The sequence below is a fragment of the Pyxidicoccus xibeiensis genome (assembly GCF_024198175.1).
Taxonomy (GTDB): domain Bacteria; phylum Myxococcota; class Myxococcia; order Myxococcales; family Myxococcaceae; genus Myxococcus; species Myxococcus xibeiensis.
This window is the reverse complement of sequence record NZ_JAJVKV010000008.1, coordinates 295,894-321,652: the sequence shown is the minus strand read 5'-3', so window position 1 is coordinate 321,652 and position 25,759 is coordinate 295,894. Positions and strand designations below refer to the sequence as shown.

At 69.4% G+C, this 25,759-nt stretch carries 18 protein-coding genes; 3 read left to right on the top strand and 15 right to left on the bottom strand.

Going from position 1 to position 25,759, the window contains the following annotated elements; genetic code table 11:
- Nucleotides 1–53: 53 nt before the first annotated feature.
- The 9 genes from LXT23_RS32450 to LXT23_RS32410 form a co-directional block, all read right to left on the bottom strand.
- Nucleotides 54–2,630, bottom strand: a complete 2,577-nt coding sequence (locus LXT23_RS32450) for a tandem-95 repeat protein (protein ID WP_253984245.1) — start codon at nt 2,628–2,630, stop codon at nt 54–56.
- 310 nt (nt 2,631–2,940) lie between these two features.
- A complete protein-coding gene (locus LXT23_RS32445; protein WP_253984244.1) occupies nt 2,941–3,546 on the bottom strand; it encodes a response regulator transcription factor in 606 nt (201 codons plus the stop codon).
- Nucleotides 3,543–4,649 carry a sensor histidine kinase gene (locus LXT23_RS50450; RefSeq protein ID WP_253984243.1) on the bottom strand — a complete coding sequence of 369 codons (1,107 nt, stop codon included), beginning with the start codon at nt 4,647–4,649 and terminating at the stop codon, nt 3,543–3,545. The genes LXT23_RS32445 and LXT23_RS50450 overlap by 4 nt, the downstream gene beginning before the upstream one ends.
- Nucleotides 4,650–4,659: 10 nt before the next feature.
- Nucleotides 4,660–6,456, bottom strand: a complete 1,797-nt coding sequence (locus LXT23_RS32435) for a CIA30 family protein (RefSeq protein ID WP_253984242.1) — start codon at nt 6,454–6,456, stop codon at nt 4,660–4,662.
- A gap of 92 nt (nt 6,457–6,548) precedes the next feature.
- Nucleotides 6,549–7,646 (bottom strand): fatty acid desaturase, encoded by a 1,098-nt coding sequence (locus LXT23_RS32430; protein WP_253984241.1) that lies wholly within the window; start codon nt 7,644–7,646, stop codon nt 6,549–6,551.
- Between the two features lie 2 nt (nt 7,647–7,648).
- A complete protein-coding gene (locus LXT23_RS32425; protein ID WP_253984240.1) occupies nt 7,649–10,042 on the bottom strand; it encodes an efflux RND transporter permease subunit in 2,394 nt (797 codons plus the stop codon).
- Between the two features lie 16 nt (nt 10,043–10,058).
- Nucleotides 10,059–11,936 carry a hypothetical protein gene (locus LXT23_RS32420; RefSeq protein WP_253984239.1) on the bottom strand — a complete coding sequence of 626 codons (1,878 nt, stop codon included), beginning with the start codon at nt 11,934–11,936 and terminating at the stop codon, nt 10,059–10,061.
- 12 nt (nt 11,937–11,948) lie between these two features.
- Nucleotides 11,949–12,740 (bottom strand): outer membrane lipoprotein-sorting protein, encoded by a 792-nt coding sequence (locus LXT23_RS32415; protein WP_253984238.1) that lies wholly within the window; start codon nt 12,738–12,740, stop codon nt 11,949–11,951.
- Between the two features lie 37 nt (nt 12,741–12,777).
- Nucleotides 12,778–13,701 carry an N-acyl amino acid synthase FeeM domain-containing protein gene (locus LXT23_RS32410; RefSeq protein WP_253984237.1) on the bottom strand — a complete coding sequence of 308 codons (924 nt, stop codon included), beginning with the start codon at nt 13,699–13,701 and terminating at the stop codon, nt 12,778–12,780.
- Between the two features lie 433 nt (nt 13,702–14,134).
- On the opposite strand from LXT23_RS32410, the gene LXT23_RS32405 reads away from it, so the two are divergent.
- Both LXT23_RS32405 and LXT23_RS32400 read left to right on the top strand, forming a co-directional pair.
- Nucleotides 14,135–15,652 carry an FAD-binding oxidoreductase gene (locus LXT23_RS32405; protein WP_253984236.1) on the top strand — a complete coding sequence of 506 codons (1,518 nt, stop codon included), beginning with the start codon at nt 14,135–14,137 and terminating at the stop codon, nt 15,650–15,652.
- 295 nt (nt 15,653–15,947) lie between these two features.
- Complete coding sequence (locus LXT23_RS32400; protein ID WP_253984235.1) at nt 15,948–16,217, top strand: hypothetical protein; 270 nt, start codon at nt 15,948–15,950, stop codon at nt 16,215–16,217.
- Between the two features lie 233 nt (nt 16,218–16,450).
- On the opposite strand, the gene LXT23_RS32395 is transcribed toward LXT23_RS32400, so the two are convergent.
- From LXT23_RS32395 to LXT23_RS32385, 3 genes are all read right to left on the bottom strand, one after another.
- Nucleotides 16,451–16,951 carry a Clp protease N-terminal domain-containing protein gene (locus LXT23_RS32395; protein ID WP_253984234.1) on the bottom strand — a complete coding sequence of 167 codons (501 nt, stop codon included), beginning with the start codon at nt 16,949–16,951 and terminating at the stop codon, nt 16,451–16,453.
- 20 nt (nt 16,952–16,971) lie between these two features.
- Complete coding sequence (locus LXT23_RS32390) at nt 16,972–17,193, bottom strand: hypothetical protein (protein WP_253984233.1); 222 nt, start codon at nt 17,191–17,193, stop codon at nt 16,972–16,974.
- A gap of 178 nt (nt 17,194–17,371) precedes the next feature.
- Nucleotides 17,372–18,574 carry a hypothetical protein gene (locus tag LXT23_RS32385; RefSeq protein WP_253984232.1) on the bottom strand — a complete coding sequence of 401 codons (1,203 nt, stop codon included), beginning with the start codon at nt 18,572–18,574 and terminating at the stop codon, nt 17,372–17,374.
- A 49-nt stretch (nt 18,575–18,623) separates the two neighbouring features.
- On the opposite strand from LXT23_RS32385, the gene LXT23_RS32380 reads away from it, so the two are divergent.
- The gene (locus tag LXT23_RS32380) at nt 18,624–18,842 is read left to right on the top strand and encodes a hypothetical protein (protein WP_253984231.1); all 219 of its coding nucleotides are present in this window, start codon (nt 18,624–18,626) and stop codon (nt 18,840–18,842) included.
- 105 nt (nt 18,843–18,947) lie between these two features.
- Here the strand turns inward: LXT23_RS32380 and LXT23_RS32375 are convergent, their stop codons facing one another.
- The 3 genes from LXT23_RS32375 to LXT23_RS32365 all read right to left on the bottom strand — a co-directional run bounded on the left by LXT23_RS32375 (nt 18,948) and on the right by LXT23_RS32365 (nt 25,628).
- The gene (locus tag LXT23_RS32375; RefSeq protein WP_253984230.1) at nt 18,948–19,925 is read right to left on the bottom strand and encodes a hypothetical protein; all 978 of its coding nucleotides are present in this window, start codon (nt 19,923–19,925) and stop codon (nt 18,948–18,950) included.
- Nucleotides 19,925–25,093, bottom strand: coding sequence for a hypothetical protein (locus tag LXT23_RS32370; protein WP_253984229.1), 5,169 nt, complete (start codon nt 25,091–25,093; stop codon nt 19,925–19,927). The genes LXT23_RS32375 and LXT23_RS32370 overlap by 1 nt, the downstream gene beginning before the upstream one ends.
- A gap of 160 nt (nt 25,094–25,253) precedes the next feature.
- On the bottom strand, nt 25,254–25,628 hold the full coding sequence (locus tag LXT23_RS32365) for a VOC family protein (RefSeq protein ID WP_253984228.1): 375 nt from the start codon (nt 25,626–25,628) through the stop codon (nt 25,254–25,256).
- Nucleotides 25,629–25,759 lie beyond the last annotated feature (131 nt).

Sequence of the window (25,759 nt, the reverse complement as noted above, 5' to 3'; positions counted from 1 at the left end):
CTCCGCTGTGGCCACGGCCACAGCGGAGCCGGCCTGCGCAGGACCGGGGCGGACTATTGGTCCGTCTGGAGCGGTCCCGGATTGACGGTGATGCGCACCGTGGCCGGGGCGGAGTCCAGGACCCCGTCGTTCACCTTGAAGGTGAAGGTGTCCGAGCCCGTCAATTTGGCGGCCGGCACGTACGTGAGGGCCGGCGGAGTGCCGGTGAGCGTGCCCCAGGTGGGCTGGGTCAGCACCGTATAGCGGAGGCTCGTACCTTCCACGTCACTCCCCGAGAGCGTGATGGCCACTGACGCGCCCGCGGAGGAGGTCAGAAGCTGGGAATGGGCCACGGGCGCATCATTCACGGGGTTGATGGTGATGTTGACCGTGGCTTCATAGGAGGTCAGCACGCCATCGCTCACCTTGAACTTGAAGCTGTCCGTGCCCGTCACGTTGGCGGCGGGCACATAGGTGACATTCGGAGGCGTGCCGGTGAGGGTGCCCTTGGTGGGCTGGGCGAAGATGCTGAAGCTGAGCGCGGAACCCTCCGCATCCCAGCCCGCCAACGTGATGGCTCGCGAGGTGTCCTCGTTCATGGAGAAGCCCTGGCTGATCCCCACGGGCGCGTCATTCACGGGGGCGACCGTGAGGACGAACGTGTCCTGGGCGGTCGAGATTCCGTCGGAGACCGACACCGTGAGGGTCGCCGTGCCGAACTGGTTCGCGCCGGGGACGACCCGGAGGGTGCGACTCGTGCCGCTGCCGGCGAACGCGATGTTCCCAGGAGGGACGAGCGCGGTGTTGGACGACGTCGCCGTCAACCGCAGCGTATCGACGGGGGTGTCCGAGTCAGCGACGGTGAAGCTCACCAGCCCGGTGGCCACATCCTCGTTCGTTGCCTGGTCCGGGATGTTGCTGAGGGACGGCGGCAGCACGCCGGAGGGACGCGGCCACACCACGAACGCGGCCTGGCTGAGGTTCTCGTAGGTTCCGCTGTTCGAGGTGACCTTCCGGAGGGCCCGGACCGCGTAGTGCGCCGAAGCCGGCGCGAAGCCATCGCTGTAGAAGGTGGCCGTCAGTGGAGCGCCGGTCAGCCGCGTCCACGGCCCATCCGGGTTCGTCGCCCGGTACACGTGGTAGCCGAGGAAGCCCGCCGCCGTTGCATCCGCCGAGGCAGTCCAGCTCAGGTTCGCGCTCGGCGTCCCCGCGCTCACGGTCAGCTTCTGGGGCGGGGCCACGACGTGGAGGCGGAGCGTGGGGTCTCCCATCAGCCCGATGTGGACCATCCGCTGGAGGCCGTTCGAGAAGTAATCGCCGGAGTTGTTGGCCGTCAGTCGCGCGCCATGGCCGATGGTCTCACCCATGCCCATCGTGTGGATGAACCAATGGGGCCGGCCCGCCCAGCCCGAGGTGAGCCCATACCCCGTGGCCGCGAGCGGAGCGCGCAGGAAGTTGTTCGTATAGCCCCAGTCTCCGAAGTAGCTCCCGAACAGGAACGTGAACACCGCGCGCGACTCCCCGTTCCGGAAGTCGGTCGTCGTCCCGACGCCGCTCGCGCTCTGCGAGCCTCCGCCGCCACAGCCGTAGGCGAGCAGGTAGGCGTTCGTCCGGAGCGTGCTCATCCAGTCCGCGCTCGACACCGTGGCACGGCCCACCAGCGCGGAGAAGTTCCTCCAGCCGCTCGCCGCGAAAGCCTCGCCGCCGAAGTAGCCGAAGTGGTCATCCACGAGCCCACGGGCCGGGACACTCATCTGTCCGTGGCGCCAGGCGTGGTCCTTGGTCAGGTACCGCCGCAGGAGCCTGGCTTCGATGTCGGTCGCGCTCTCGCCGCCCGCGCCGAACACGGGCATGTCCCGGAAGTCCACCCGGCCCACCTGGAGCTCGAGCGAAGACGGAATCGTGCTCTGGTCGAACTTCCCGTCCCCCGGCACGTTGTCGTTGCGAGCATTGCTGGGGGTCGTGGTGTTGACGGTGGTGTCCGTCCAGGTGCCGTCGAGGTCGCCGTAGTACGCGTCCGTGGGCCACGCGCCGAAGTGGTCCCCGTGTCCGTCAGGGACCAACTGGCCGGAGTAGGGCTGGGCCACGCTGCCCAGGATGACGACGGCCTGGACCGCGGGGTCCGCGGCGCGCGCCGCCTGGATGCGCGCGCGGACGGCGGGAGGAAGCTCGGTCCGGGGCACGTTGTGCCGGATGACCTTCCAGCCATCCCCTCGGAGGTCCCAGAGGAACCGGTCGATTTCCGCCGAGGCCAGCGGGATGAGCGCCGAATCCACCAGCACGACGACCGAGCCACGGGAATGCACAGCGGGAACGCTGATGCCCGCGGCCACGAACCCGGTGGAGGTCACGGAGGTCGTGCCGATCGTGCTCACCCGCCGCACCTGGTATTCGTAGGCGACACCCGTCTGGACCGCGGTGTCGGAGTACGACGTCGCGTTGGTGGGCAGCGTCACCGAGCGCTCCCACGTCGTGGCTCCCAAGGGCTTGCGATAGACCGTGAGCGAGGTGACTGCGGCGGTCGAAGCAGTCCAGTTCAGCGTCAGGCTGGGCGGCGACTCCACCGCCACCGCGGAAATCTCGATGGCGACGTCGCGCGCAGTCGGCTGCTGCCCAAGGGCCGGAAGCCCCAGGCACAGGAGCAGTGCCAACCAGAGTCTGTAGGAAGCAAGTAAATGCCGGGTCCCGATGTAGAGCGTATTCAGAATGACCATCCTTCGAATGAGTGAAAAGCGCAGCCTGTTGGGACGGGCTGACGCGGAACGCTCCTGCAAGTCGCGTACTCCCGCGACAAGGCAGGTCCGGAGCGTCGTCTTGTGATGGTGCACCGGTGCAACCGACGCAGCTCAGATGCCGCAGCTGTGGGGCACTTGGGCCACAGGTTGTGGGGTCAGCCCCCCGTGATTGCAGGGCGCCTGGCGCGCCTCGCCGAGATGACACTAGGGTGCGCCGGCCGGCTTCTCAAAGCCAGCCAGCTTCGCGGGCGATACGGAAGGCTTCAACGCGGTTGCCTGCATTGAGCTTGCTGATTGCTTCCGAAAGATAGTTGCGTACCGTTCCCTCGGACAGCGACAGCTGCTTCGCGATATCGGCGCCGCTGCGGCCTTCGCCTGCCAGCCGCAGCACCTGCCGTTCGCGCTCGCTCAGCGGGTCTTCCGAGCCGCTCCAGCTTTCCAGCGCCAGCTCCGGCGCGATGGCCCTGCCGCCCGAATGCACCGTACGGATGGCGGCCGCCAGCGATTCGGACGGCGCATCCTTCAGCAGATAGCCGCGCACACCGGCCGCCATGGCGCGGCGCAGGTAGCCGGAACGCGCAAAGGTTGTCACGATGATGACACGCGCGGCAGCACGCCGTTCGGCCAGCGCGGCGGCCAGCTCGAGGCCCGTCATCTGCGGCATTTCGATATCCGTCAGGACAATGTCCGGCGAGAGCTGCGCACACAGGGCAAGCGCTTCCTGGCCGTTGCGCGCCTGTCCTACCACATCAAGGTCGGCTTCCAGCTTGAGCAGTGCGGCAAGCGCGCCAAGCACCAGCGACTGGTCTTCTGCGATGAGTACGCGAATCATGCGAGCCCCCCCGTTGGCAGGCGCAGTTCGAGCGAGAGCCCGCGCGCCACTTCCACGCGCAGCTGCCCCCCCAACGAGGCTACGCGTTCCTGCATGCCGCGCAGGCCATTCCCCTGCGCCAGCGCCTGCAGCGAGTCGAGCTTCCTTCCGTCATCCCTGATGTGGCAGACCACCACGCCGTCCTGCAAGGTCACGCTGACCTCACAATGCCTTGCATCCGCGTGGCGCAGGATGTTGGTGACCGCTTCGCGCAACGACAGCGACAGGACGCTCTCCGCCGTAGCGGGCATGGGAAAGGCCTGGACATTGGCGTCCAGCGTCACATTCGCGGCGGCCAGTGCGGCCCGCGCCTGCGCCAGCTCGTGCGCGAAGCCGGTCTGCCGGTAGCCGCTGACGGCGCTGCGCACTTCAGCCAGCGCCTTCCGTGCATGGGTTTCAATGTCCTTGATTTCACGGCGGGAGTCTTCGGCGTCACGGTCCAGCAGGCGGCCCGCCAGCTCTGCCTTCAGCGTTATCAGCGATAGCGTATGCCCCAGCAGGTCATGCATGTCGCGCGAGATGCGTTCACGTTCGGCGATGCGGGCCAGGTGTTCCACTTCCTCCTGCTTGCGCAGCAGCTGCCACTGCTTGCGCTTGAGGGTGGCGTCCATCACGCTGGCGATGCCCACCGGCGTACCGACAGCAAGCGTGGGCAGGAGGAAGCTGAGCGGCAAATCGACAGACAGCGCAATCAGCGCCGCGCCGCACAGGATCAGGGCAATCGTGCCGTAGGCGTAGCGCCGGTTCTCGATCCCCGCACACATCCCGGAAGCAAAGATGAAGAAGGTGCAGGCGCCGAAGTTGAACGGCGCCCAGACCACGCCCAACGCGAAGGTTGCGAGCAGCACGGGGACAAGGCGCCTGTTGCGCAACCAGAAGCTGGAGAAGTACATCGGCGCGAAGACGATGATCGTCAGCGCCAGCATCGCCAGCTCCAGCACGGAGGGCCGGATGTAGAAGTACTTCCATACGAAGAAGTTCAGCGATAGCAGCCACAGATACGGCGCCTTGCCTACCGCGGGCGGCACCCAGGGCCCCGCCAGCAATCGCCGTATCCTGTCCACGCTGTTCTCCCTACTCTTCCGTGAGGCGGACGTCGGCGAGCTGGAACTGATACTCGCCCGGCTTGGGACCTGCGTTGAACGATATCATGGTGAGCGCGCTGGCCTCCACCCCCTTGAAGGCCGACAGGGGCATCACCACCTCGGTCCATCCCTCACCCGCTGTGAATGGCTGGTTGACGGGGATCGACAGTCCCTTCGACATCATCGACACCGAGTATTTCTGGCCGTCGCCGCGCACGCGGAAGCGGAGCACCTTGGCAGCGCTCAGGTCCACCGCCTGCATGGGCTGCGAGCCCGGGATGAAGGCAATGCCGGCCCACGGGTAGGCGAAGCCCGGACGCACGTTCGCACTCACCTCCGCTGCGTGCTGGCCGTCAGCCTCCACGAAGGCCAGCTTTGCAATCGACTTTCCGCCCATGAAGTCATCGGTGGACGGCATCCAGCCCATCCCGAAGGGACTGCCGAGCTTTTGTTGCGTGAAAAGGCTGATGCGTCCTTCCGGCGGCAGTTCCAGGGCCCTGCCCTGCTGGGTGCTGGCTTCCTCCGCCACGGCCTTCAACCGCGAAGCGCGCAGCGGTGAAACCGGCGTGCCGTCCTTCCACACCTCGACAATGCGGCGCGTCGCGCTGATATCAGCCGTAGGGTCTCCCTCTACCAGCAGCAGGTCGGCCTTGTAGCCCTTGGCGATGCGGCCGCGCTGGGGCAGGCGGAAAGCCTGTGCCGGTACGCTGGTTGCGGCGGCCAGGACTTCGGACGGAGTCAAACCTGCCTGAGTCATCGACAGCAGCTCATGGTGCATGCTGGCGCCGTACTGGGTGCCTGCATTGCCCGCGTCCGTCCCCGCCAGCAACGTGACGCCTGCGTCCCGCAGCGCCTTCACGACGGCGCGCGGTGCACGCAGTTTCTCGGGCCGCGCGGTATTCCCATGGCTGGCCTTCAGGGACGACACCTGTTCTTTCAGCAGCAGCGCCATCAGCGAGCGGTCCTCCAGCACATCCTGCTCCTGCACGCCTGCGATACTCTCCATGACGCTGAAGGTCGGGATGATGAAGGCCTTGCGGCTGCGGGCCAACTTCACGAATGCCGCCAGGTCGTCCGGCGCAAGGTCTTCGCCCACGAAGAGGTGCACCAGCCCATCGGCGCCAGCCTCAAGCGCGGCGCGCGCGCTGGCCAGCGTGGCAATATGGACCACCGCCAGCTTGCCGCGGCGGTGCGCCGCATCTACCAGCGCCTTCATGGTCGGCAGGTCGAGGCTGGGCGTGGGCTCATCGCCGTTGCCCGGCTCCAGCACGATCTTGATGAAAGCAGAGCCTTCGGCGATGCGGGCATCGACCCAGCCCTGCGCTTGTTCCGGCCGGGTCAGCGTGGGGATGGGAATCCCGTACTCGGTGCCGTGCCCGCCCGGCACGGTGGCGAGCGTACCGGCGGAGAACAGGTCAGCGCGGTCGTGATTCTCTCCACGCTGCATGCGCGCCGTCATCTCCTGCATGACGGAGACGCCGGTGAACATGTCGATCTGGGTCGTGACGCCGAACAGGAGCGGCAGGTCCAGATAGCGGTAGGCATGCACGTGCGAGTCGATCAGGCCCGGCATCAGCGTGCGGCCCTTGCCTTCGATGATGGTGGTCTCCGCACGCGGCTTTCCGCGGAAGTCGGGATCGGCGATCCGGGTGCCGTCGATCAGCACATTGCGGTGTTCGTGCGTGCGCTGTCCGTCGAACACGCGCACATCGCGGATCAGCGTGGTGGCGGCGAATGCAGGCAGCGCTGCGCTGAGAGCGGCAGCCAGAAGCAGGGGTTTGAACATTTCTTCTCCCTGAGGTTGGGTGGGAGAAGTCTCCGGTGGCGGCCTTTCGCCCGCCAGAGCAAAAAGCCATCAATCCAGCATGACAAATGTCATCAACCGGGTGGCGGCCTCGATACGAGGGTGCGGGCGGTGGCGCCGCGGTGCGGGCTGGTGGAATAGATACCCTGTAGAAACCTTCTCAGCCCGTCGATGATCCCCTTGCGAACATTCGCGTGGTAGAAAGAATCTTTCTCAAAGTGAGGAGACAAACGTCTTCTTGCTTCTGGAAGATGATGGAAGGGAATCGATGGGAACATGTGATGGGTCATATGGTACTGAGTTCCCACCGGACAGAAAAGAAGAGTGCTCAGACCTCTGTTTTCAATCTCGATACATTCCTCGATGTGCTCACTCCAAGGAATGGGAGCGTCCCCCATGCTGAAATACTTGTGGGTCACCGCCAGGGCCCTGATGCCGTTGATCACGCCCACGAAGGTGATGATCGACGCCCAGACGACGATGGCGCTCCAGTGAAGCTTGCCCGATAGAACCAGGAAGACCAGGGCCCAGAGATAGGCAAACGTGATCATCTCCTGGATCGACCAGGACTTCAGCACGGACGCATCTTCGCTGACCCGACGAGCAAACCGGGACTTCATCCCCATGAAGGAAGCCTCTCTCAGCACCAGCTGCCGGAGCCTGGAGTGAAGGTGGCTCACGGGAGTCAGGATACAGAAACGGAGAATTCCCAGGTAAGGGAGGAACAGATTCATGCCCAGGAATTCAACGAGACCTGATGTCGGGGCCTTCTTGAAATTGATGTACTCCGGGTCAAGGCTCGTTCCGTATTTCTTCGAGTGATGGTCGAGGTGGTTATCACCGTAGATGAAAGCCGGAATCGCAAACAGGCCTCCTACGAGGAGGTTCCAGGCCCAGAAGAACGAACCAAACCTCCTTTGATCGAGGTGAGCAAGCTCATGGGTGAACGTCACGGCATGGTAGACACAAATGACGGAAACAAAGAAAACGCAGAAGAATACGAGGTCGAACCGAAGGTTGTTTGCTCGGTAGATTAGAAAGCTCAAGGAAGCCCAGGTCGAAAGGGTTGCCAGGAGGAAATAGCTCCAGAACACCTTCATGTCGGGTTCCATGAGATCGCTCAAGAGCGGTCTCAGCTCCTTGCGTCTGATTTCGATTCTCTCTTCTTCCATGTTCATCTCACTGACGTCAGGGCTGGGAGGGACGCGTTGGGCCGGGGAGGCACGTCTACCCCCAGCCGGCTCCTCGTCACGAGGATCAGCGGCCCCAGCAGGAGCAGCTCTCCCACGACGCCTGCCAGCATCGCCAGGGCGGTGAGCAGCCCGAAGTTCCGCGTGGGGCTGAAGTTGGACACCACCACCACCAACATTCCCAGGCCGATCACCAGCGCAATCCAGAAGGCCCCCAGGCCCTTGGTGCGCAGCGTCTCCTCGAGCGCCCGCTCCGGGTCGCCGTGCGCGCGCAGCCGCTCCCTCATGTACTGGATGAAGTGGATGGTGTCGTCCACCGCGATGCCCAGCACGATGGAGGACGCCATCGTCGTGGACAAGCTCAGTGGAATCCCCGCCCAGCCCATCCACCCCAGCACACAGATGATGGGGAACAGGTTGGAGGGGATGGTGAACAGCCCCGCGCGCACCGAGCGGAACACGAGGAAGATGGGGCCGAAGATGAGCAGGAACGACAGCCCCAGGCTGTTGATCTGGCTGCCGATGATGTTGTCCGTCATCTCCACCCACAGCCTCCCCTGCCCCGTGGCCACCGCGCGGTAGCCCTCCGAGGCGGGGAAGTGCTCCTGCAGGTACGCGCTCACCCGCCCGTAGAGTTCCTGGAGCCGGGTCGAGCCGTGCTCTCGCACCCGCGCCACCCCGCGCACCCACTGGTAGGACGCGTCCACGGACTCACCCAGGCTGTCGTCGCCGTTGAGCTGGAGGAGCTGCGCCACCTGCTCGCGCGTGTCCGGGATGCGGAAGGACTCCGGCCTTCCCTCGTCGAACTCCCGGTGCAGGAGCTTCACGTGGTCCACGAGCGAGGTGACGTGGTCCGCCCCCACCTCCTGCTTCAGGAAGGTGTCGAGCGCCTCCAGCTTGCGCAGCTCCGCCGGCTCGAGGAAGCGCTCGGGCTCCGTGGCGCGTATCGACACGATGAGCTGCGTGGTGCCTCCGAGGTGGTCCTCCACGAAGGTGGTGTGCTGGCGCAGGGGCGTCTGCTCCCCGAACTGCTCCAGGTTGTTCTCGTCCACCCTCAGGCGCGTCAGGCCCGCCCCCGCGACCAGGATGATGGCCACCGCCGCGGCCGCGAGCCAGCGCGGATGCCGAACCATCCAGCGGACGTACGCCGCCATCCACGTGTCGAGCCGGCCCGGTCCCCGGGCGGGCTCGCGCCGGATGTACCAGGACGCCGGCCTCAGCCGCGCCGCCAGCGGCAGCAGCAGGAAGGAGACCCCCATGGACAGCATCACCGCCAGCGCCGCCGCGAGGCCGAACTCGCGGACGGCCGGAGTGGGGCTGACCGACAGCGAGCCAAACCCCACCGCCGTCGTCAGGTCGCACATGAACACCGGCACCATCAGCTCCGCCAACGTGCGCACGGGCGCGCGCTCCGGTGTCTCCTCGAGGGCGTTGCGCGCCCACTCCGAGAGGAAGTGGATGACGTTCGCCACCGACAGCACCATCATCACCGGCGGAAGGATGGTGGAGAGGTTGTTGACGGAGCCGCCCACCCACGCCAGCGAGGCCATGCCCACCAGCAGGCATCCCGTCACGTTCACCACCGCCAGCAGCACGCCGGGGATCCTCCGGGAGAAGGCCCACAACAGCGCCACGGCCAGCGCGTAGACCATGGGGATGAAGCGCTCCAGGTCCACCCGCATGGAGTGCGCGATGTCCGTCTCCACCACCGGATCTCCCGTGAGGAAGAAGCGGGTGGGACTGCGCTCCTCTTCCTGCGCCAGCAGCCGGCGGACCTCCGCGACGAGCGCCGCTTTGCGCGCGTCATCCAGCCCGTTCACCAGGCGCACGCTCAGGGCTCCCACCGAGGGCGACACGTCCGAGAGCAGCCCTCCGCGAATGAGCGGGTTGCGGCGCGCGCGCTCACGCAGGGCCGCCAGCACGGCCGGTTCTTCCGGCGTCGGTTCGGGGACGAGGGGCATGGTGCGAAAGCCGTCCGAGTCCCCCACCAGGTCCTTCACGTGCGTGAGGCTGGTGACCTTGTCCACCGGAGAGCCTTCCGCCTCGTAGCCGGGCAGCTGGAGCCGTTGGAGGGCATCACTCAGCGCGCGCACCTGCTCCAGGCTTGCGCGTGAGAAGACGTCGTCCGTGCGGTAGCCCACGTAGAGCAGCTCGTCGTTGACGAAGTGGGCGTTGACCGCGTCCACGTCCGCCTGCAGGGGCGAGCTCCGGTCGAAGAAGGGCTCCCTCCCCGACTCCAACTTCAGATGCGGCAGGGTGAGAGCGCTGGCCAGCAGCAGGCCCGCCAAGAGCCCCCCCACACTCCACGGGTGCGTGTACAGCCACCCGGCCAGACGTTCGGAGAAGGCCTGCTCCTGCCCTTCGGAGGTCGCGCTCACGTGTGTTGCCCCATCGCTAGAAGCTTGCTTCCATGGAGGCTTCGAGGCGCGAGTTGTCCCGGAAGGGCGCGAAGCTGCCTTCCTCCGCGCTACCGAAGAGCCACAGGTATTCCAGCCGCGCCTTCACCCGGTCGAAGAGGACGTACTCCACTCGCGGGCTGGCGAAACCATCGTCCCCTTTCAAGGACAGCGTCCCGGCCACCTCGAAGCGCAGGTCCGGGCCGGCCTCGTAGGCCACGCGTGCCAGCAGCCCACTGGGCACGGGCCGCCGCAGCCGCCCGAGAGGGTCATCCGACAGGCGGCCCACCAGGGCCCGGGCGTGCACCCACTCCAGGAAGACATGCAGCGAGTGGTCCTGGAGAAAGGGCCCCACCTGGTAGTCCCCGCCGATGACGCCAATGGCATACGGGTCCTCCACGAAAGGATCCCGGGCCCGGCGGTCCCGGGTGAGAAAGGCCGCCGCCTCCGCCACCAGCCGCAGCTTGCCCAGGCTGTACTCCGCGTCGAACGTGGCGACGTGGACCCGCTCGTGGGAGCCCGTGACGGTGACCTCCAGCTCGGCAGGCGGCGTTGGCGTGGGCAGGATGTCCACGCGCAGGGTGGGCATCCTGTCCATCAGCGTGACGAAGCCCAGCGACAGGTCCGCTCCGCCCACCGAGGCCACCAGCCGCACGCCACCCTGCGCATGCGAGAGGCGGGCAGAGGGCACCCGTGGCGGCACCAGCGTGACTCGGGCCGGGAGCCCCTCCGGGAGCGGCAGCCGACCGCGGCTCCAGCGGGAGCGGGCCACGTAGGCGCCGTCCGGACCGATGGACTCGGGCAACGGCAGCAGGTTCGCCTCAGGGACTGGCAGGAAGTAGCCCTCCAGCAGCACCGGGCCGAAGAAGGCGCTCAGCCGGGCCATCCACGCGCCGCGATTCTCCGGGGCCAGGAGGTCGCGCAGGTCCACGGGGTCCAGCACGTCCGAGGGGTTGTAGAGGCTCGCGGCTCCCCAGGACGTCAGCAGGCGCCCGGTCCGAAACGCCCAGCGCGTGCCCTTCAGCTCGAAGTAGGCCTCCTCCACGTCGAAGCGGTCCCGGCTGGGATCCGCGAAGTCGCGGCGCATCAGGAACGAACCCTGCGCCCTGGCCCCCTCCGTCGAGCCCCGCACCTGGAGCGCCATCTCCGCCATGTTGCGCCCCGCCACCCGGTCGTCGCCCAGGTGCGTCGGGTAGCTGAAGTGCTCCACCGCCACCCGCGCGCCCAGCTCCACCGGCGGCTGGGTCTGGGGCGGCTCGGGCGCATCCTGGGTGAAGTCCACCCCGCTCATGGCCGCGGCCCACGCGTCATCGCTCGGGACGGAGGGCTCCGGCGCGAGGGGGGCTTCGGCCACGAGTGGCGGCTCGGGCGCCGTGTCCACGAGGGGCTCGGCGCTCCGGGAGGGCAGCTTCCGCGACAGGGACTGGACCAGCCGGTCGGCGGCGTCGGCGCGCAGCCGCGGCTTGCCCAGATCCGCGAAGGCGAGCGCCAGCTCCTGCCCGCTGCCGGGCTCCACCGCGCGCAGCACCAGCCGGAAGCCCACCCCCCTGCGGGTGAGCGACGCCGTCACCGCCGTGTCGAAGGACAGGCGCGCCGCGAGCTTCGGCAGGTGCTCGGGGTCCGCCCAGCGGCCCGCCGGGACATGGAGGGCCCGCGCGGCCTCCGCGAGCTGCCGCTTCCCGACCGGCTGGAACCGCGCGCTGCGCTCCAGCGCGCGCTGAAGGGTGTCGCGCAGCGCGGACTCGGAGGCGCGCCCCGTGGCGTCCTTCACCCGCACCAGCCCGACCCGCGACGACACCTGGGGCTGTGCGGCCACCGCGGTGCCCGCCAGAGCCAGGAGCGGCAGCAGGGCCCCTCCCAGCAACCGCCATCTCATGGGTGGCACCGTCTACTCGACGCTCAGCGCGTGCTGGCTGAAGGTGTCCGACGCGAGGGTGAACTCCGTCTGGCGCTGTTCCACCGTGAGCACGGTGCGGTGCTTGCGCTGGACGTCGATGACCGTCGTCTCATCCGCCCGCCACACAGCGCCCGAGACCTTGCGGAGCTGGCTCATCCGCATCTCCTTGAGCGGCTGGAGCTTCCTGTCGAAGGCGCGCACGCGGACGGAGAAGAGGTTGTCCTTGCGCATCCAGATGTGCGTCTTGCCGTAGGGCGACTCCTTCACCACCTGGGGTGCGGATGGCACGGCTTCGATGAGGTGACAGTCCTGGCCATCCACCGTCTCGCTGCCGAGCAGGCGATAGCGGTAGTCCTCCACCTCCCGGCGCTTGAGGTCCTCGAAGAAGAAGTCGGTGCCGACGAAGCGGTCCCCCAGCTCCGCCTGCCCCACCCGGCGCGTCTTGCGGAAGGACGGCAGGTACAGCCACTGGTCGTCCCCGTCCTTCTCGTCCGGGGCCTGGAGGCTCAGCAGGGTGGTGCCCTTCACGTCCGCGGGCTGGAGGAAGCGCACGCGCAGCCGGTCCCCGCGCCCCTCGCCATCCAGCGTGATGAACTCCACCTGGCGCGTGCGCTGTGCCCCGCCCTGATCCTGCAGCATCAGACGGGAGCGCACCCGCTCCTGCGGCAGGCGGTGCTGGGCGTCACTCTTCCGCATCAGGACCAGGGCCTCGTCCTCGGCATGGGCCGGGACACCCAAGCCAGTCACGACCGCCACCAGGAGGGCGAGGAACGAACGAAACATGATGTGTCTCATGGATGGATTTCGGAGGGAGCCGACGTCAGGAGTAGGCCAGGGCAGGCACGGAACGGGACGGCCTGGAGGGGGCCACCGGGTGCGGGAGCGCGAAGGGCAGCACCGAGCTCAGGTGTGCCCGCTCCTCCGGACTGAGGGCGGCAATGACATCCGGGCGCAGCCGGGCCAGGTGCGCCACCGCACGTGCCCGGGGGCCCTGGAATCGCTCCAGGAAGTCCGGCTCCGCGGGGAAATGGAAGCCTGGTTCCTCCCGGACGCAATAGAACTGATAGGGATTGGCGTTGGAGGGGCGGGAGCCAAAGCGTTGCAGGAACTCGCGCGGGGCGTCCTTGACGCGCAACCGCAGGCAGATGGCCAGGGCCTTCTCCGACAGCCCCTGGTACCTGCGCCGCTCCCCCACGCGCTCGACCGGGAGGAAGCTGCGATACAGCACCTCCACGTCCGGGTGAACGGTCATCACCATGTCGTCCACGCCCAGCAGGGCCGCGGTCCGGTACACCATCTTGTTGAGCAGGTGCACCACGCCCGCGTTCCGGTGGCGGCGGGCAATGCACAGCGCCCCCACCTCCGCCAGCCGCCGCCCCTGGGCCCGCAGCTCCCCCAGCACGTCCGCGAAGGTCTTGTCCGAGGGGAGGCCCAGCGGGGAGTCCACATGCAGCGACACCGTCCCCACCACCTCGCCGGCGACCTTGGCCACGAGGACCACCGTCGAGGGGAGCAGCAGGTGCGGCGTCACGTGCACGCACTCGGGGCGTGGGGAGATCAACCCGCGGTGCACGTAGCCTTCGTGGAGTATCCGCGCGGCAGCCTCCAGCTCCGCGGGGCTCTCCGCCACCTCGATGCTCACGCCCGCCAGGGTTGCGGAGTCGATGCGAGAAATCGAGCGGACCAGCCGCTCCTGCATTTCCTGGGGAAGCCACCGCAGACACTGGCGGACGAGATGTCTCATGCCGACCCGTAGAGCAATTCATGGACCAACCCCGGGGCACGCGCGCATTCCCTGTGGAGACTTACATCGCGCGTCGGGCGCGACAGCCCTCGGGCCGTAGACAGTCCCCCACAGTCTGTTGGGCGATGCCCACGAACAGCCAATTCCAAGAAACTGCGCGACCGCCGGCCCCGGGAATGGTGTCACATTTTTTCATTGCACCCGGCGCGCTTCAATGGCTCTCTAGTCAGACACATCCACAGCGTGCCTCCGCAAGTGATTGCGACCCTGCCGCGTCCCTCCCTCTCCGCCAGCTCACGGGTCCACTGCCATGTCTCTCCTTTCCTCCACCGGGTTGTCCGCGCAGACCCTGCAAGCGCTGGCCGGAATTGTCGGCCCGCGGTGGCTCCGAACCGGAGAGGAGGCTTGGAAGCGGGGCACGAGCACCACGTCCGTGAGCAGGCGAGTCCCGGCGGTGGTCTTCCCCGCGTCGACGCGTGAAGTCGTGGCCCTGGTGGAGCTGGCCAACGCGCGAGGGCTGGCCCTGTACCCGGTGAGCACCGGCCGTAACTGGGGCTACGGCTGCGGGGCGCCCGTGCGGGATGACTGCGTGGTGGTGGACCTGTCGCGGATGGACCGCATCGTGTCGCTCGACGCGGAGCTGGGCCTCGTCACCGTCCAACCCGGGGTGACGCAGGGGATGCTGAGTCAGTACCTCCGAGCGCACCAGCTTCCCTTCCTGGTGCCCGTCACGGGGGCCGGCCCGGACTGCAGCCTGCTGGGCAACGCGCTGGAGCGCGGCTACGGCATCACCCCGCATGCGGACCACTTCGGCGCAATCACCCGGCTGGAGGCGGTGCTCCCGGACGGCTCGCTGTACCGGTCCGCGCACGGGGACCTTGGGGGACAGCGGGTGGACCAGGCCTTCAAGTGGGGCGTGGGCCCGTACCTGGACGGGCTCTTCTCCCAGAGCAACCTGGGCATCGTCACCGACCTCACCTTCGTGCTCGCCCGGAGGCCCGAGCACCTGGAGGCCTTCTTCTTCTGGGTGCGCGAGGACACGGGGCTGGAGGACGCGGTGGGGGCCATCCGCGAGACGCTGCGGGAGGTGGGCGGGGTGGTGGGCGCCATCAACCTCCTCAACCCCCAGCGCGTGCTGTCCATGGTCGCGCCCTACCCGCGCGACCGGGTGCCGCGCGGTGAGGCGCTCTCCTCGGAGCTCCTGGCCGAGCTGACCTCCCAGCATGGCGTGGCGGCGTGGACGGGCACCGGAGGCCTGTACGGCACGCGCGAGGTGGTGCGCGCCGCGCGGAGCACCATCCAGCGGAGGCTGGGGCGGGTGGCGCGGCGCCTCGTGTTCCTGGGTGCGGATCGGGCCCGCACGCTGGGCCAGTGGCTCCCCCGGCTGCCACTGGGACTCGGCGCGAAGCTGGCCCCGCAGGCGCGCACCCTGTCCAACGTGCTGAGCGTCCTGGAGGGTGTCCCCACCCAGATGGCCTTGCCGCTGGCCTACTGGAAGTCAGGCCGACGCCCGCCGGAAGGGGCGCCCCTGAACCCGCACGCGGATGGCTGCGGTCTGCTGTGGACCTCTCCGCTCGTCCCCATGGTGCCGGAGCTGGTGCGCACCTACGTGCGGACCGTGCGGGAGGTCACCGCGCGGCACCGCATGGAGCCGCTCATCACCCTCACCTCGCTGTCCGACCGCTGCTTCGACAGCTCCATCCCGCTGCTGTTCGACCGGGAGGATGCAGACGAGGCCGCCCGCGCGCTCGCCTGCCAGCAGGCCTTGCTGGACACCTGCCGCCGCGAGGGCTTCCTGCCCTACCGCGTGGGAACCCACACCATGCGCTGGCTCGCCGAGCAGGCGCCCCAGGCCTGGCGACTCACCGAGCACCTCAAGCGCGCCCTGGACCCGCGCCAGGTGCTCGCGCCTGACCGGTATTCCGGGCCGGGCGCGCCGGACGTGGCATGACGTGTCACACGCGAGCCCGGGCTGTAGCCTGTTCCTTCGCTGCGGCGCCAACAGGCGGGAGTCCTCAACACACAGCGAGACAGGTGCCAGCAGGCGATGCGCCGCCTGCTGGCGGACCGCGGCCTAGAGGTAGGTCACCGTCTCGTTGCAGTAGTACACGCAGTCGTAGATGACGGGACCGCAACCACGAGGACCGCCGCGAACCTTGGTCTTGAGCTTCATGTGTTTCCCCCTTGTTGGAACAGCGTCTCTCCCGATGCACAATGACTGACACACTGGGAGTGAATGAAGACTAATGGAGTTCCCCAGCCAATCAAACCCCGCCACACAAAACCAGGCGCCAAACAATTATACGAGAGCGACACGTGAAGAAGCGGGCCAGCCCCATCGACGCGAGGGGAAGGTCACGGCACGGGTGCATGCCTCGCTCGATGACCTCTTCGAAGAGCAGGAACGCAAGCTGGCGGAGAACGTCCTGCCAGGCTTCCTGTCCGAGGAGTGGCCCCGGCTGCGCCCTGCGATGGATGCGCTCGCCGCGGGCCAGACGGTCCTGCGCGAACTCTGAGGCGGGCCCCGGAGACTGGGGCCGACTCGCACTCGACCTGTGCCGCTGGTCCGCCGACCCGGTGCGCATCGTGACGCCGAGCTCATCCGCATCAACACCGACCCGGGCACCGAGGCTTCTGACGGAACCACCACCCTGCCGCTGGGTGCGAGGGAGGCCCTGCTGGCCCTCGGGCAACGGCTACTGCCCTGAGCAAGCGCCTCCTGATGCGGCGACGGGAGCAGGGCTCGACGTCAGAGGCCCACCTCGGCACATGCGGCGGCCTTCAGCTGCATGCGGTCGACGCCGAGCACGTTGAGCGCGCGGATGGCGGTGCCACGTTCGAGCGAGCAGGCAGCAGCGACCACGTGCGCGCCTCGCAGCTGCGACGGCCGGGTCGACTTCGATAGGGCGACAGCCTCCTGGAACACCTGCTGCGCCTGCGGCGTCGACCGGAAGAGGCCGGGCGTCGGCCGGCGCTCCAGGGGCGCGTCTCCCTCGGCATCGTCAGCAGCGAGCCCCGTGGAGCTCAGCGCGGAGTGGTGGGCGGCCTCGATGGCCTTGCGCAGCGAGGAGAGGTCCGTCCCGACACGCGCGAAGGCGCGCACCGCGCTTCCATCTGGCAGCTGCAGGGCGGAGAGCAGCAGGTGCTCCGGGCCTGGCAGCTCCTCGCCCGCTCGCAGCGCCTCCCCTTCCGCATTCGTCAGCAGCTGCTTGATGGTCCTCATGTCCTTCACGGCGTCCAGCAGTCCCATGACATCCTCCTCGGTGGTGCTCAGCGACTGCCCGGCTCGCGAAGCTGCGGCGAGAACTTCTTGTGGGCCGCCTGCGCGCTGATGCCGAGCGCCTCGCCGATCTGCGCCCAGGTCCAACCCTGACCGACGGCCTCGATCACCGCGGCGAGCTCGAGCTGGGTCGCGCGACGGCGCAGGGCGACGACCGCCGCGAGCGCCGCCTCGGGGTCGTCCGGTGCCGGGAGTCGCGTCAGGTCCTTCATGCCCATCAACTTAAGTTGATGAGGCCCCGCCGTCAACCCAGGTTGATGGACCTGCGACGACGCTCAGTCCCTGGAGCGGCATCCGAGGCGGTCCGCGGCGGCTCGCGGAGACGCCGCCGGAACCTTCGGGCTTTGCTCAGCACCACGGGTTGCTGACGTCGAGGCCCCCGGCGAACGGCTACTCGAGCCGGAGGAAGTAGAGCGGCTGCCGGGCGTCGGGCATGGCCACGATGCCACGCAGCGCCGGCACGTAGCGGAAGCGGCTGTTGATGCCGGCATTCACGGTCCCAGGCGGCGTGGCCGAGCCGGGGCCCAGTTCCAGGATGCTCACCGAGTACGGGGCATCGTCCGTGGCGCCCGGGGTGACCACGAAGACTTCTCCGGGGGCCGCGCGGCCGTCATAGAACAGGAACCGGTCTTGGCCGGGGTCGTAGACCATCGCCGCGTACACCGGGATGAGACTCTGCAGCCGGGTGAGCGCGGGACCTGGAGCCAGGGTGACCTTGTACTGGGTCTTGCCTCCCACGGGGATGCGTGAGGAGTTGAACCCGGGGTTGCCGTAGCCCTGCCCGTCTGCCCACATCAAGGAGAAGAGCTGGTTGCGCCGCGAGTCGTAGGCGACCGGAAAGCGAATGGGAATCGGGTGCGAGGTGAGCGGCTCCGACCAGGTGTTCGTCTCCGGTGCGAAGACCGCGAAGTTGTTGTTCCAGATGTGCCCGTTCCCGTCGCGCACCAGGCCCGTGAAGGGGGCTGACTCGCTGGCCCAGGTGCCCGCGGGGTCCCAGCTGTTCGTGTCGGGGTTGAAGCCGTCGACCTGGGGGAAATGGTGCGCATTGGGATAGCTGCCACGGTGGCCGACCAGCATCACCCGGTGGACCGAGGCCACCCAGTGGATGGTCTGGTAGAGGTGCCTCGATCCCGGAGTGCCATCCGGGTAGTACGGCACGTCGTTGGCAATCGTGGTGCTGGCGGCCTTCCGGATGACCCAGGTCGGAGCGTCGAGCCGCAGATCGAGGGAGACCACGCGATTGTCGGCGCTGTCCGAGTGGCCGCCCGCGGCGGCGATGAACAGCTCGCTGGTGTCCTCGCGGATGGCCATGCCGGAGAAGGCGTTGACCGCGGAGCCGCCAGCGCCCTGGGTCCCCGGGATGACGAACCACTCGTTCAGGGCATGGCCCGTGAACCAGGCGGGGGTCAGCGGACCGCCGTCGACCATGCCCGCATCGGGAGAACCGCCATCCATCATGGGGCCCGAGTCGGGCGCCCCGGCGTCCGGGGTTTCAGGTGTCCCCGCGTCGCCAGGCCTGTCGCTCTCTCCTGTGCATCCAGACGCCGCGGTCAGCAGGAACAGCAGGGCCAACGTCGCCCGACGCAACACCATGGAAGACTCCAGATCGAGGGGGGCGCCCACCCTGGCTCAGGACACGCTGATGCGCCAGCGCCTTCGCTGGGTTCTAGCTCCACCCGTCAGCGGCGAGGACGAGCTGGCGGACCTCGGAGCTGCGCTGGATGGCCAGCTCCTGGATGAACCGCGCCGCCCGGTTCAGTGGCTCGGGAAACTCCCCGCTCAGGATGGCCCTCGCATCCTCGAAGCGCTCCAGCTCGCGCAGCGCCTCTGCCCGCTGACGCTACTGCGCGAGGCCTCCTGACACCATGGCGCCTCGGCTCCACGCCCCTGGGACAGCCTCAGCAGCCCTCCACTCCCCCTCTGTACCCGCACGCTCCATGCGTCCTCTCCGTCGAGGTGGTCCCGGTCAGCGCTCCTCCAGCGCGTGAAACTCACCGTCAGTGCCCGTGAAGTACACGCGGACACCGATATCAGCCAGCGGGCGCGCCTCCCGGAGGGCCGCGGCCTCGTCGGGGAAGATGACGCGGAGCTCCCGGAGCGGGCGGCCGTCGGGAACCACGCCCTCGTGCAGGAAGGCGAGCAGGTTGAAGAGCTCCCAGCCGTGGGGGTGGGTGCCCGGGGGCGTCCAGGCGGCGAAGGTGAGGACGCCGGTGTCGGCGTCATAGCCGGCGGGGCGGAGCGTCTCCGTGCCAGCAATGAAGAGGGGCTCCTCTTCTGGCAGCGGCGTGGCGGGGCGGTAGACGGTCCGACCGGCGCGGGCGGCGCGCGCGAGCGCCCACTGGGAGGGCCCGGCGACCTCCAGCCAGCTCACGGTGTCGAGGGCTGCCTCGCCGCGCGACACGAGCAGGAAGCCGTCGCGCTCCTCCACCTGCTCCCAGGCCGCGAGGAAGGCCTCCACGGAGGAGTAGGCCTCCTCGACGCGGGAGCGCCGAACCAGGACGAGGATGGCATCGGGAGCGGCGAGGGGCGGGCTGGGAAGACAGTTGGCACCGACTCCCCGGAGGACGCTCATGGACGCGATGCCGGTGCCAGGGCCCAGCAGGCCGATCCAGCGGCGCGAAGCCGCCACGGCGGCGGGCAGGAGGTGCACGGGGTCGCGCTGCACGTCCACGGGAAGCCGGAGGGTGAAGCGCGTGCCGCTCGGGCCCACCGGGGTGATGGCCCCGCTCCAACCGCCCGCGACCTCGAACGCGAGCCCGCCCGGCCCGCGGGCTTCGGGAGGCGGCGTGGGCGTGGGCGGGCGCGCGCGCTCGTCCATCCCCCAGGCGGTGAGCGGCGGGAGGCCGGCCACCTCCCAGGTCTGGCGCGCCTGTGCGGCCACCTCCTCGAGGCTGGCGCCGATGAGCTGCGCTTCGATGGTGAGGCTCTCCGGATAGCGGGGCATCAGTGTTCCTCGGAGCCGCCGGTGGTGGCGGCCGGCGTCGGGGCGGCCTGCGTCGGGGCGGCCGCGGCGGCCCTCGGCATGGGCTGGAGGTTGCCGGCCTCGTCAACGTACATGACGCGGATGTTCGGGTGGCGGGCCGAGGAGTCGAGGTTCGCGGCGATGCGCAAGGCGTTCCGCCGGTTCTCGCAGATGTAGATGATGCCCGCATAGCGGGCCCCGTTCACCGCGACGAGCTCGCCGTTGTTCGCAACGAGGTTCTGGTGGTACCCGAGCGACTGCGCGGTGTCGTAGGAGCCGCCGACCTTGTTGTCGCCAAGGAACTCGCGCGTGACAGTCGTTCCGCCTTGCGTCTCGGAGACGCGAACGGCCGTGTCGGCGAACCGGTCCGCCCCATTCCACGGCCCGAGGCCCAGCTCACGATCTCGAAGCCAGGTCATCGAGAGCGAGCCCGGATCCCCACGCAGGCGCCGGTTGACCCAGCCGGTGAAGAGGGCGCCAGAGGAGGCGTTGTCCGGCTGCTGTGCGAGCAGCATGTCCAGCCGGTCGCGCTGCACGGCGGGCTCCGCGGCGCCGTTGCCGGTGATGACGTCGAGCTCGTCGCTCCGGATGGCGCGCCGGAAGTGTCCGTAGGCGGCCTCGCCATAGCCGGGGGCGAGGTTGGCGGAGGCGCGCGCGGCCGTCTCGGCGCCCGTGCGCAGGCCCTGGCCGGGGCTGGCCTCCACGATTCCGTCCAGCGTCTCGAGCGCGGGCGCCCACTGCCGGAGGATGCCGCGGGACGTCGCATCGTCCCGCACGCCGCGCCCCGTGAGCGCGGTCTCCAGGGGGCGGTATTCGCCCGTGGGGTGAGTGATGCCCGCGGAGGCCTGGCGGGTCTCGAAGGTGCTCCGCTGCGGGCGCGGCTCGATGACCATCTGCCCGTTCTGGCGCAGGGGCCGGCCGTCCGGGCCATGCACCACGCGCATCGACTGCCCCGTCGCCCCCGGGATGAGCTGAAGCTGCCAGCCGTCGCCCTCGCGGAGGTACTGGTGGCCCGGTGGCGGCGGGTCGTAGCCGGCGCGCTGCGCGAGCGCGCTGTTGATGTCCGAGGTGCTCCCCGAGCGCACGAGCACCGGCTGGCCCCCCTCGCGCACGACGGTGTACTGCACCCAGTCCGGGCCGCGCGGGTGGAGCGGGTCGGCGACGAGGTCGAAGCCGTCGCCGTTGCCTCGACGCCGGTAGAAGTGGCCGGGGGGCGGCGCGGGGTAGCCGTCCGCGAGCGCCGCGGTGCGGTTCTTGTCGCGCTGGGACCCACCCTCGACCGCCACGTAGCCCTTGCCCTTGGCTTCGATGCCCTGGCGGATGGTCGCGTCATGGCGGGCAACCTGGGCGTCGAGGTGGTCGAGGTCGGCGACCAGGTCCTCGACCGCGCCGGAGTCGCGGGTGCGCGCGAGGGCGTCGAGCCGCTGGCGGATGAGCCGGTCGAGCTTCTCGAGCTCGAAGCGGGCCTCGAACAGCTGGGAGCCGGGCTGGGGCGCGGTATGACCGGTGATCCAGCGCCGCAGGCGGTCCATGACCTGGCGGATGCGCCCGGACACTCCGGAGTAGCCACGCAGCGCGTTCACCAGGGGAAGGTGGGCCGCGATGTTGTGCGCTGCGCCGGGGCCTACGCGGATCCGCACCGAGTCGGCGGCGACGAGGCCGTTCTCGACGGTGTACACGACCCGCACCTCGCCGGCCGGCAGGTCCGCGCTCTCGCTCACCAGGGACTGCAGCGACCTCGGGATGTCGGCGGACATGCCGATCGTGGCCCCGCGCGCCCGGTCCGCGATGGGAGTGCGTGCATTCCCCTCCCGGTCCGCGAGCGTGCCCTGCAGCGCTTCCGCATGCCGCCGGGACGCGAGCGCCCCACCCGCCTGGATTCCCACCTGAAGCAGCGCATTGCCGAGAATCTCCGCCGCGCGCGCGGCGCGCATGCCGGCGGGGAGTCCCTCGAGCGCCGCGAGCTGGTCGAGGATGCCAGCGCCCATCATCACCATGCCGAGGCCATCGGTGCCGAGCCCGACAATCCACAGGGCGCCCTGCACCCGCGCCCAGCTCAGCGCCGAGCGGGTGGCGCCGCGCCCCGCCTGCGAGGCCGCGCGCATGCCCGCGCCGATCTGCGAGAGCCCCACCAAGGCGCCCGCGATGTCGACGATCTCCATGGCCGTCTGCGCGTCGACTCGGAGGGTGCCCATCTCGCCGCGGTGGTAGAGGCGGTAGGCGGACGGCATCGCGCCGACGATGCCGACGGGCACGAGCAGCACCAGCGAGGCACCGCCGGTGAACGGCGCGGCGACGATGGCCGCGAGGGTGATGAGCTGGGTGACGTTCTCGACCGCGTTGACGGCAATCGTGGCGAGGCTGCGCGCGACGCGGACCGTGCGCGCCACCCCGCCCGACGTCGGCGTGGCGACGGCGCGCGGCGTGCCCGTGGGAAGGAACACGGAGAGGTAGCCGGCCCCGTAGCCGCTCTGGCCCTCGAGGATCTCGAGGATGGCGTTGAGGATGGCGTCGTGGTCGGGGTTGTCGCGAACGTGGGTGCCGTTGGACCAGGCGTCCTCGGTGCCGCTCCGGTCGGTGGTCAGGTCGGAGACCGCCCAGTGCGCACGCGCGGGGTCGCGCCTGTCGTCGAGGCGCGCGGCCTCCAGCAGCAGGTGGATGGGGCTGCCCACGTCCGTCACCAGCGTGGCGACGAGGCGGATGGGGTGATTTCCGGCCACCGTCGCGCGGGCGCTCCGCATCTCGAGCAGGCGCTCCACGGACGTTATCTGCGTGGCGAGCCCCGCGGAGGTGAGCCCCTCCTCACCGGGGCCGGGGGTGCGGGCGTCGATGCGCGCCTTCTGCGCCCGGAGGTCACGCAGCCGCGCCTGGAGGATGTCCGCGATGCTGCCGTGGAGCCCACGCCGGAGCGCGTCCCGCTCCGCCACCAGCTCCGTGCGGTTCGGGAGCGACTCGTCGGGGTTCGAGAGGAGGCTCTCCAGCTCCACGAGGCGCGCTTCGCTCTGGGTGAGGTTGCGCGTCTCGGCGGAGGTGCGCAGCTCCGCCATCGACTGCGGGGTGCGGGCCCAGAACGGCAGCCACGCCACGCTCGTGGCCCGGCGGAAGCTCGACGAGTCGCGGTCCTCGTCGAACTTCGGGGTCGCGCGGCAGCGCACGATGTGGAGCCCGCCCTCGTTCAGCGAGAACCGCTCCTCGTTCCGCGGCTTCGTCATCTCGCTGATGACGTTGCGGACCACCGTGCCAATCATGCCGACCATGGCGCTCGCGGCCACCAGGGTCTGCGCCCCCATGCCCGGGGGGCCCAGCAGGAGCTCGAGCGCGCCCAGGTCCCTGCGCACCCGCGCCATGTCCTCGCCCGCGTACCGGACGTCGCGCGCGAGCTCTGTCGCGAGCGGATCCCAGAAGCTGGGCGCGCGGCCCTCGGCCTCGGCGGCTTCGGGCAGGTTGGCGATGTCGCTCTCGCGCACGCGGATGAGGTCCCACTCGTACCGCCACCCGCCGAAGGCGTTCCCGAGCGCCTCGTAGACGTCGGGCCACTGGATGCTCATCGTGAAGTGGTGCACGGCGCCGAGCGCCGCGTCGAAGTGGGGCGGCTCCAGCGCGGGATGGACGCTCATCCGGCTCGGCAGCGGGGGCGCATTCACCCGGCTCGGCGCGTCCGTGACGACGGTGTTCCCCGGCTGTCCGGACGGCGTGCGGCCGAGGTACGAGAGGAACCCGGTGAGGAGCTCGCTCCGCCCCTCGAAGCTCGTCCGCGCCCGGTCGAGCAGCGCGCGGGGCTGGGTAGGCACGTACGTATGGAACGCGGCGACCCGGCGGCTATCCACGCGGCGGGTGCCGTCGTCGTTCTGCGGGAAGAGCAGCTCGTAGGCCGCGTGACTCTGGAGGGCGGTGTCCCTGTGCACCTGGTCCAGCAGGCGGGTGATGGGGGCGAACGCGCTGAGCAGGTCCACGAGGCGCTCGCCCGCGGCGTTCGCGTGCGGCGCGTCCTGCCGCGTCTCCCACGCGACCACCGCGTCGACATACGGCCAGAGCTCGCGCCCGTACTGAGGAACGATGTGAACCACGGCGTCCTGGAGCAGGTCGAACGGGAGCTCGAGGCGGCGGCGCACCATCGCGCGCAGCGCGGCCATCCGGATGGGCTCCGGCGGGGGAAACGCCCGGCTCGCCACGAGCAGGCGCTCCTGCGCGGGCGAGATGTCGAGCGCCTCGTCCCGGCCATGCTCGCGGAGCCACGTGCGCAGCGTGGTGAGGTAGACCCGGGCAATCCTCGCTTGGACAACGGCCCGCTCGGAGCGCTGTGGGGGGAGCCCGGTGACGCGGCCGCCTGCCGCGCTGGCCGCGGACTGGAGGGCCCGCACCATGTCGGGGTCGTAGCGCTCGCCGGTCAGTCGAAACGCGACGATGGCGTAGAGGACTCGAGGATCGGGCGGGTAGACGAACTCCGCCGACGTCACCGGGTAGAACGTCAGCTCCCCGATGCTCGCGAACATTCGCGAGGGCGGCGGGTTCGCGAGGAACTCGTCGATCGTCGGGACCTGGGTGTCGGTGTGGAGCAGCCCCGGATCGTCGTGGCGCGCGTGCGCGAACTCGTGGCCCAGGATGCGCGGCAGGTCGGCGCTCGCGCGCGCCGCGCCGGTGAGGAACACATGCCCACCGAAGCTGAACCCGCGCGCCCCTAGCGCCGCGCCGATCCGGTCGACCGCGGCCCCCTCGTGGATGATGGTGCCTGGACGCGCGGGAGCGGCCACGGCGGCCATCAGGGCGCTGCGCTCGGGGAGCGGGGCGCCCTGTCCCTTCGAGCGGGCGCGCATCCACCCGGCCTCGGCGTCCGCGCGCGCCTCGGAGGGGTGGTCAGGCCGGGCGACCGCACGTGGCAACGTCGGAGGGGGCGCGTGGACGGAGATGCGGCTCAAATCCCAGGCGAGCGCGGCGGTGGCGGCGCGGGCCTCCGGGGCGGTGCCACGGCGCGGCTCGGGGGGCGGCGGAGGGGGCGCGTTGACGGAGATGCGACTGAAGTCCCAGCCGAGGTCGCCAGCGGGGGCTGGAGCCTTCTCCGCGGGGCCGGGGCGCTGCGCGCGGCGCGGCTCGGCTGCGCGCACCTCCTGTGCCGCAACGGGAGCAGCCTGGGCCGGAGCCATCGCACGCATGGCGAGTCAGACCTCGTTCTGGAGAATGCGGTCCGATTCCCCGACACACGCCCACGGCATGCTACCCGCGACCGCAGTGTTCATCGGCGCAGACCCTACCACAGGCAAGTCCTCCTCGGCGCAGGAGACCGGACACACGGCCTCGAATGCGCCAGAGGACTCATGCCCTGGCTGCCTCTCCGTCTGGGCTGGCGAGGACGACGACATAGCCATCCGCGTCCTGGAGCCACACCTCCCGGTGCTGCGGAGCCGGGTTGACGTGCGGCTCTTCGAGGACGTGAGCGCCCAGGCGTCTGGCGCGGTCCACCGCAGCATCGAAGTCATCGACCTCGAACCAGAGGAGGACGCCATGTCCATGGGGGGCCCGGTCGGGCTCAACCAGGTTGGGGTGGTCGTCGGCATCCCACCTGTGCAGCTGGAGGATGAGGGTGTCCCCACCCAGGAGCCGGTCATAGACGAGGCGATGGGGATGGTCCGGATCGCACCCCGAGCGGACGCCCAGCAAGGTCTGGTACCACGCGCTGCTGGCCTTCACGTCCCGCACCGCAAGCACCGGTTGAGGCCTGACCGTCAGTCGAGCAGGTTGTCCCATTGAACCCTCCGAGGAGAAGAGCGCATGAGCGCGCCGCGCCCTGGTTACCGTGTCCTGGACGAGATGGGAATCCG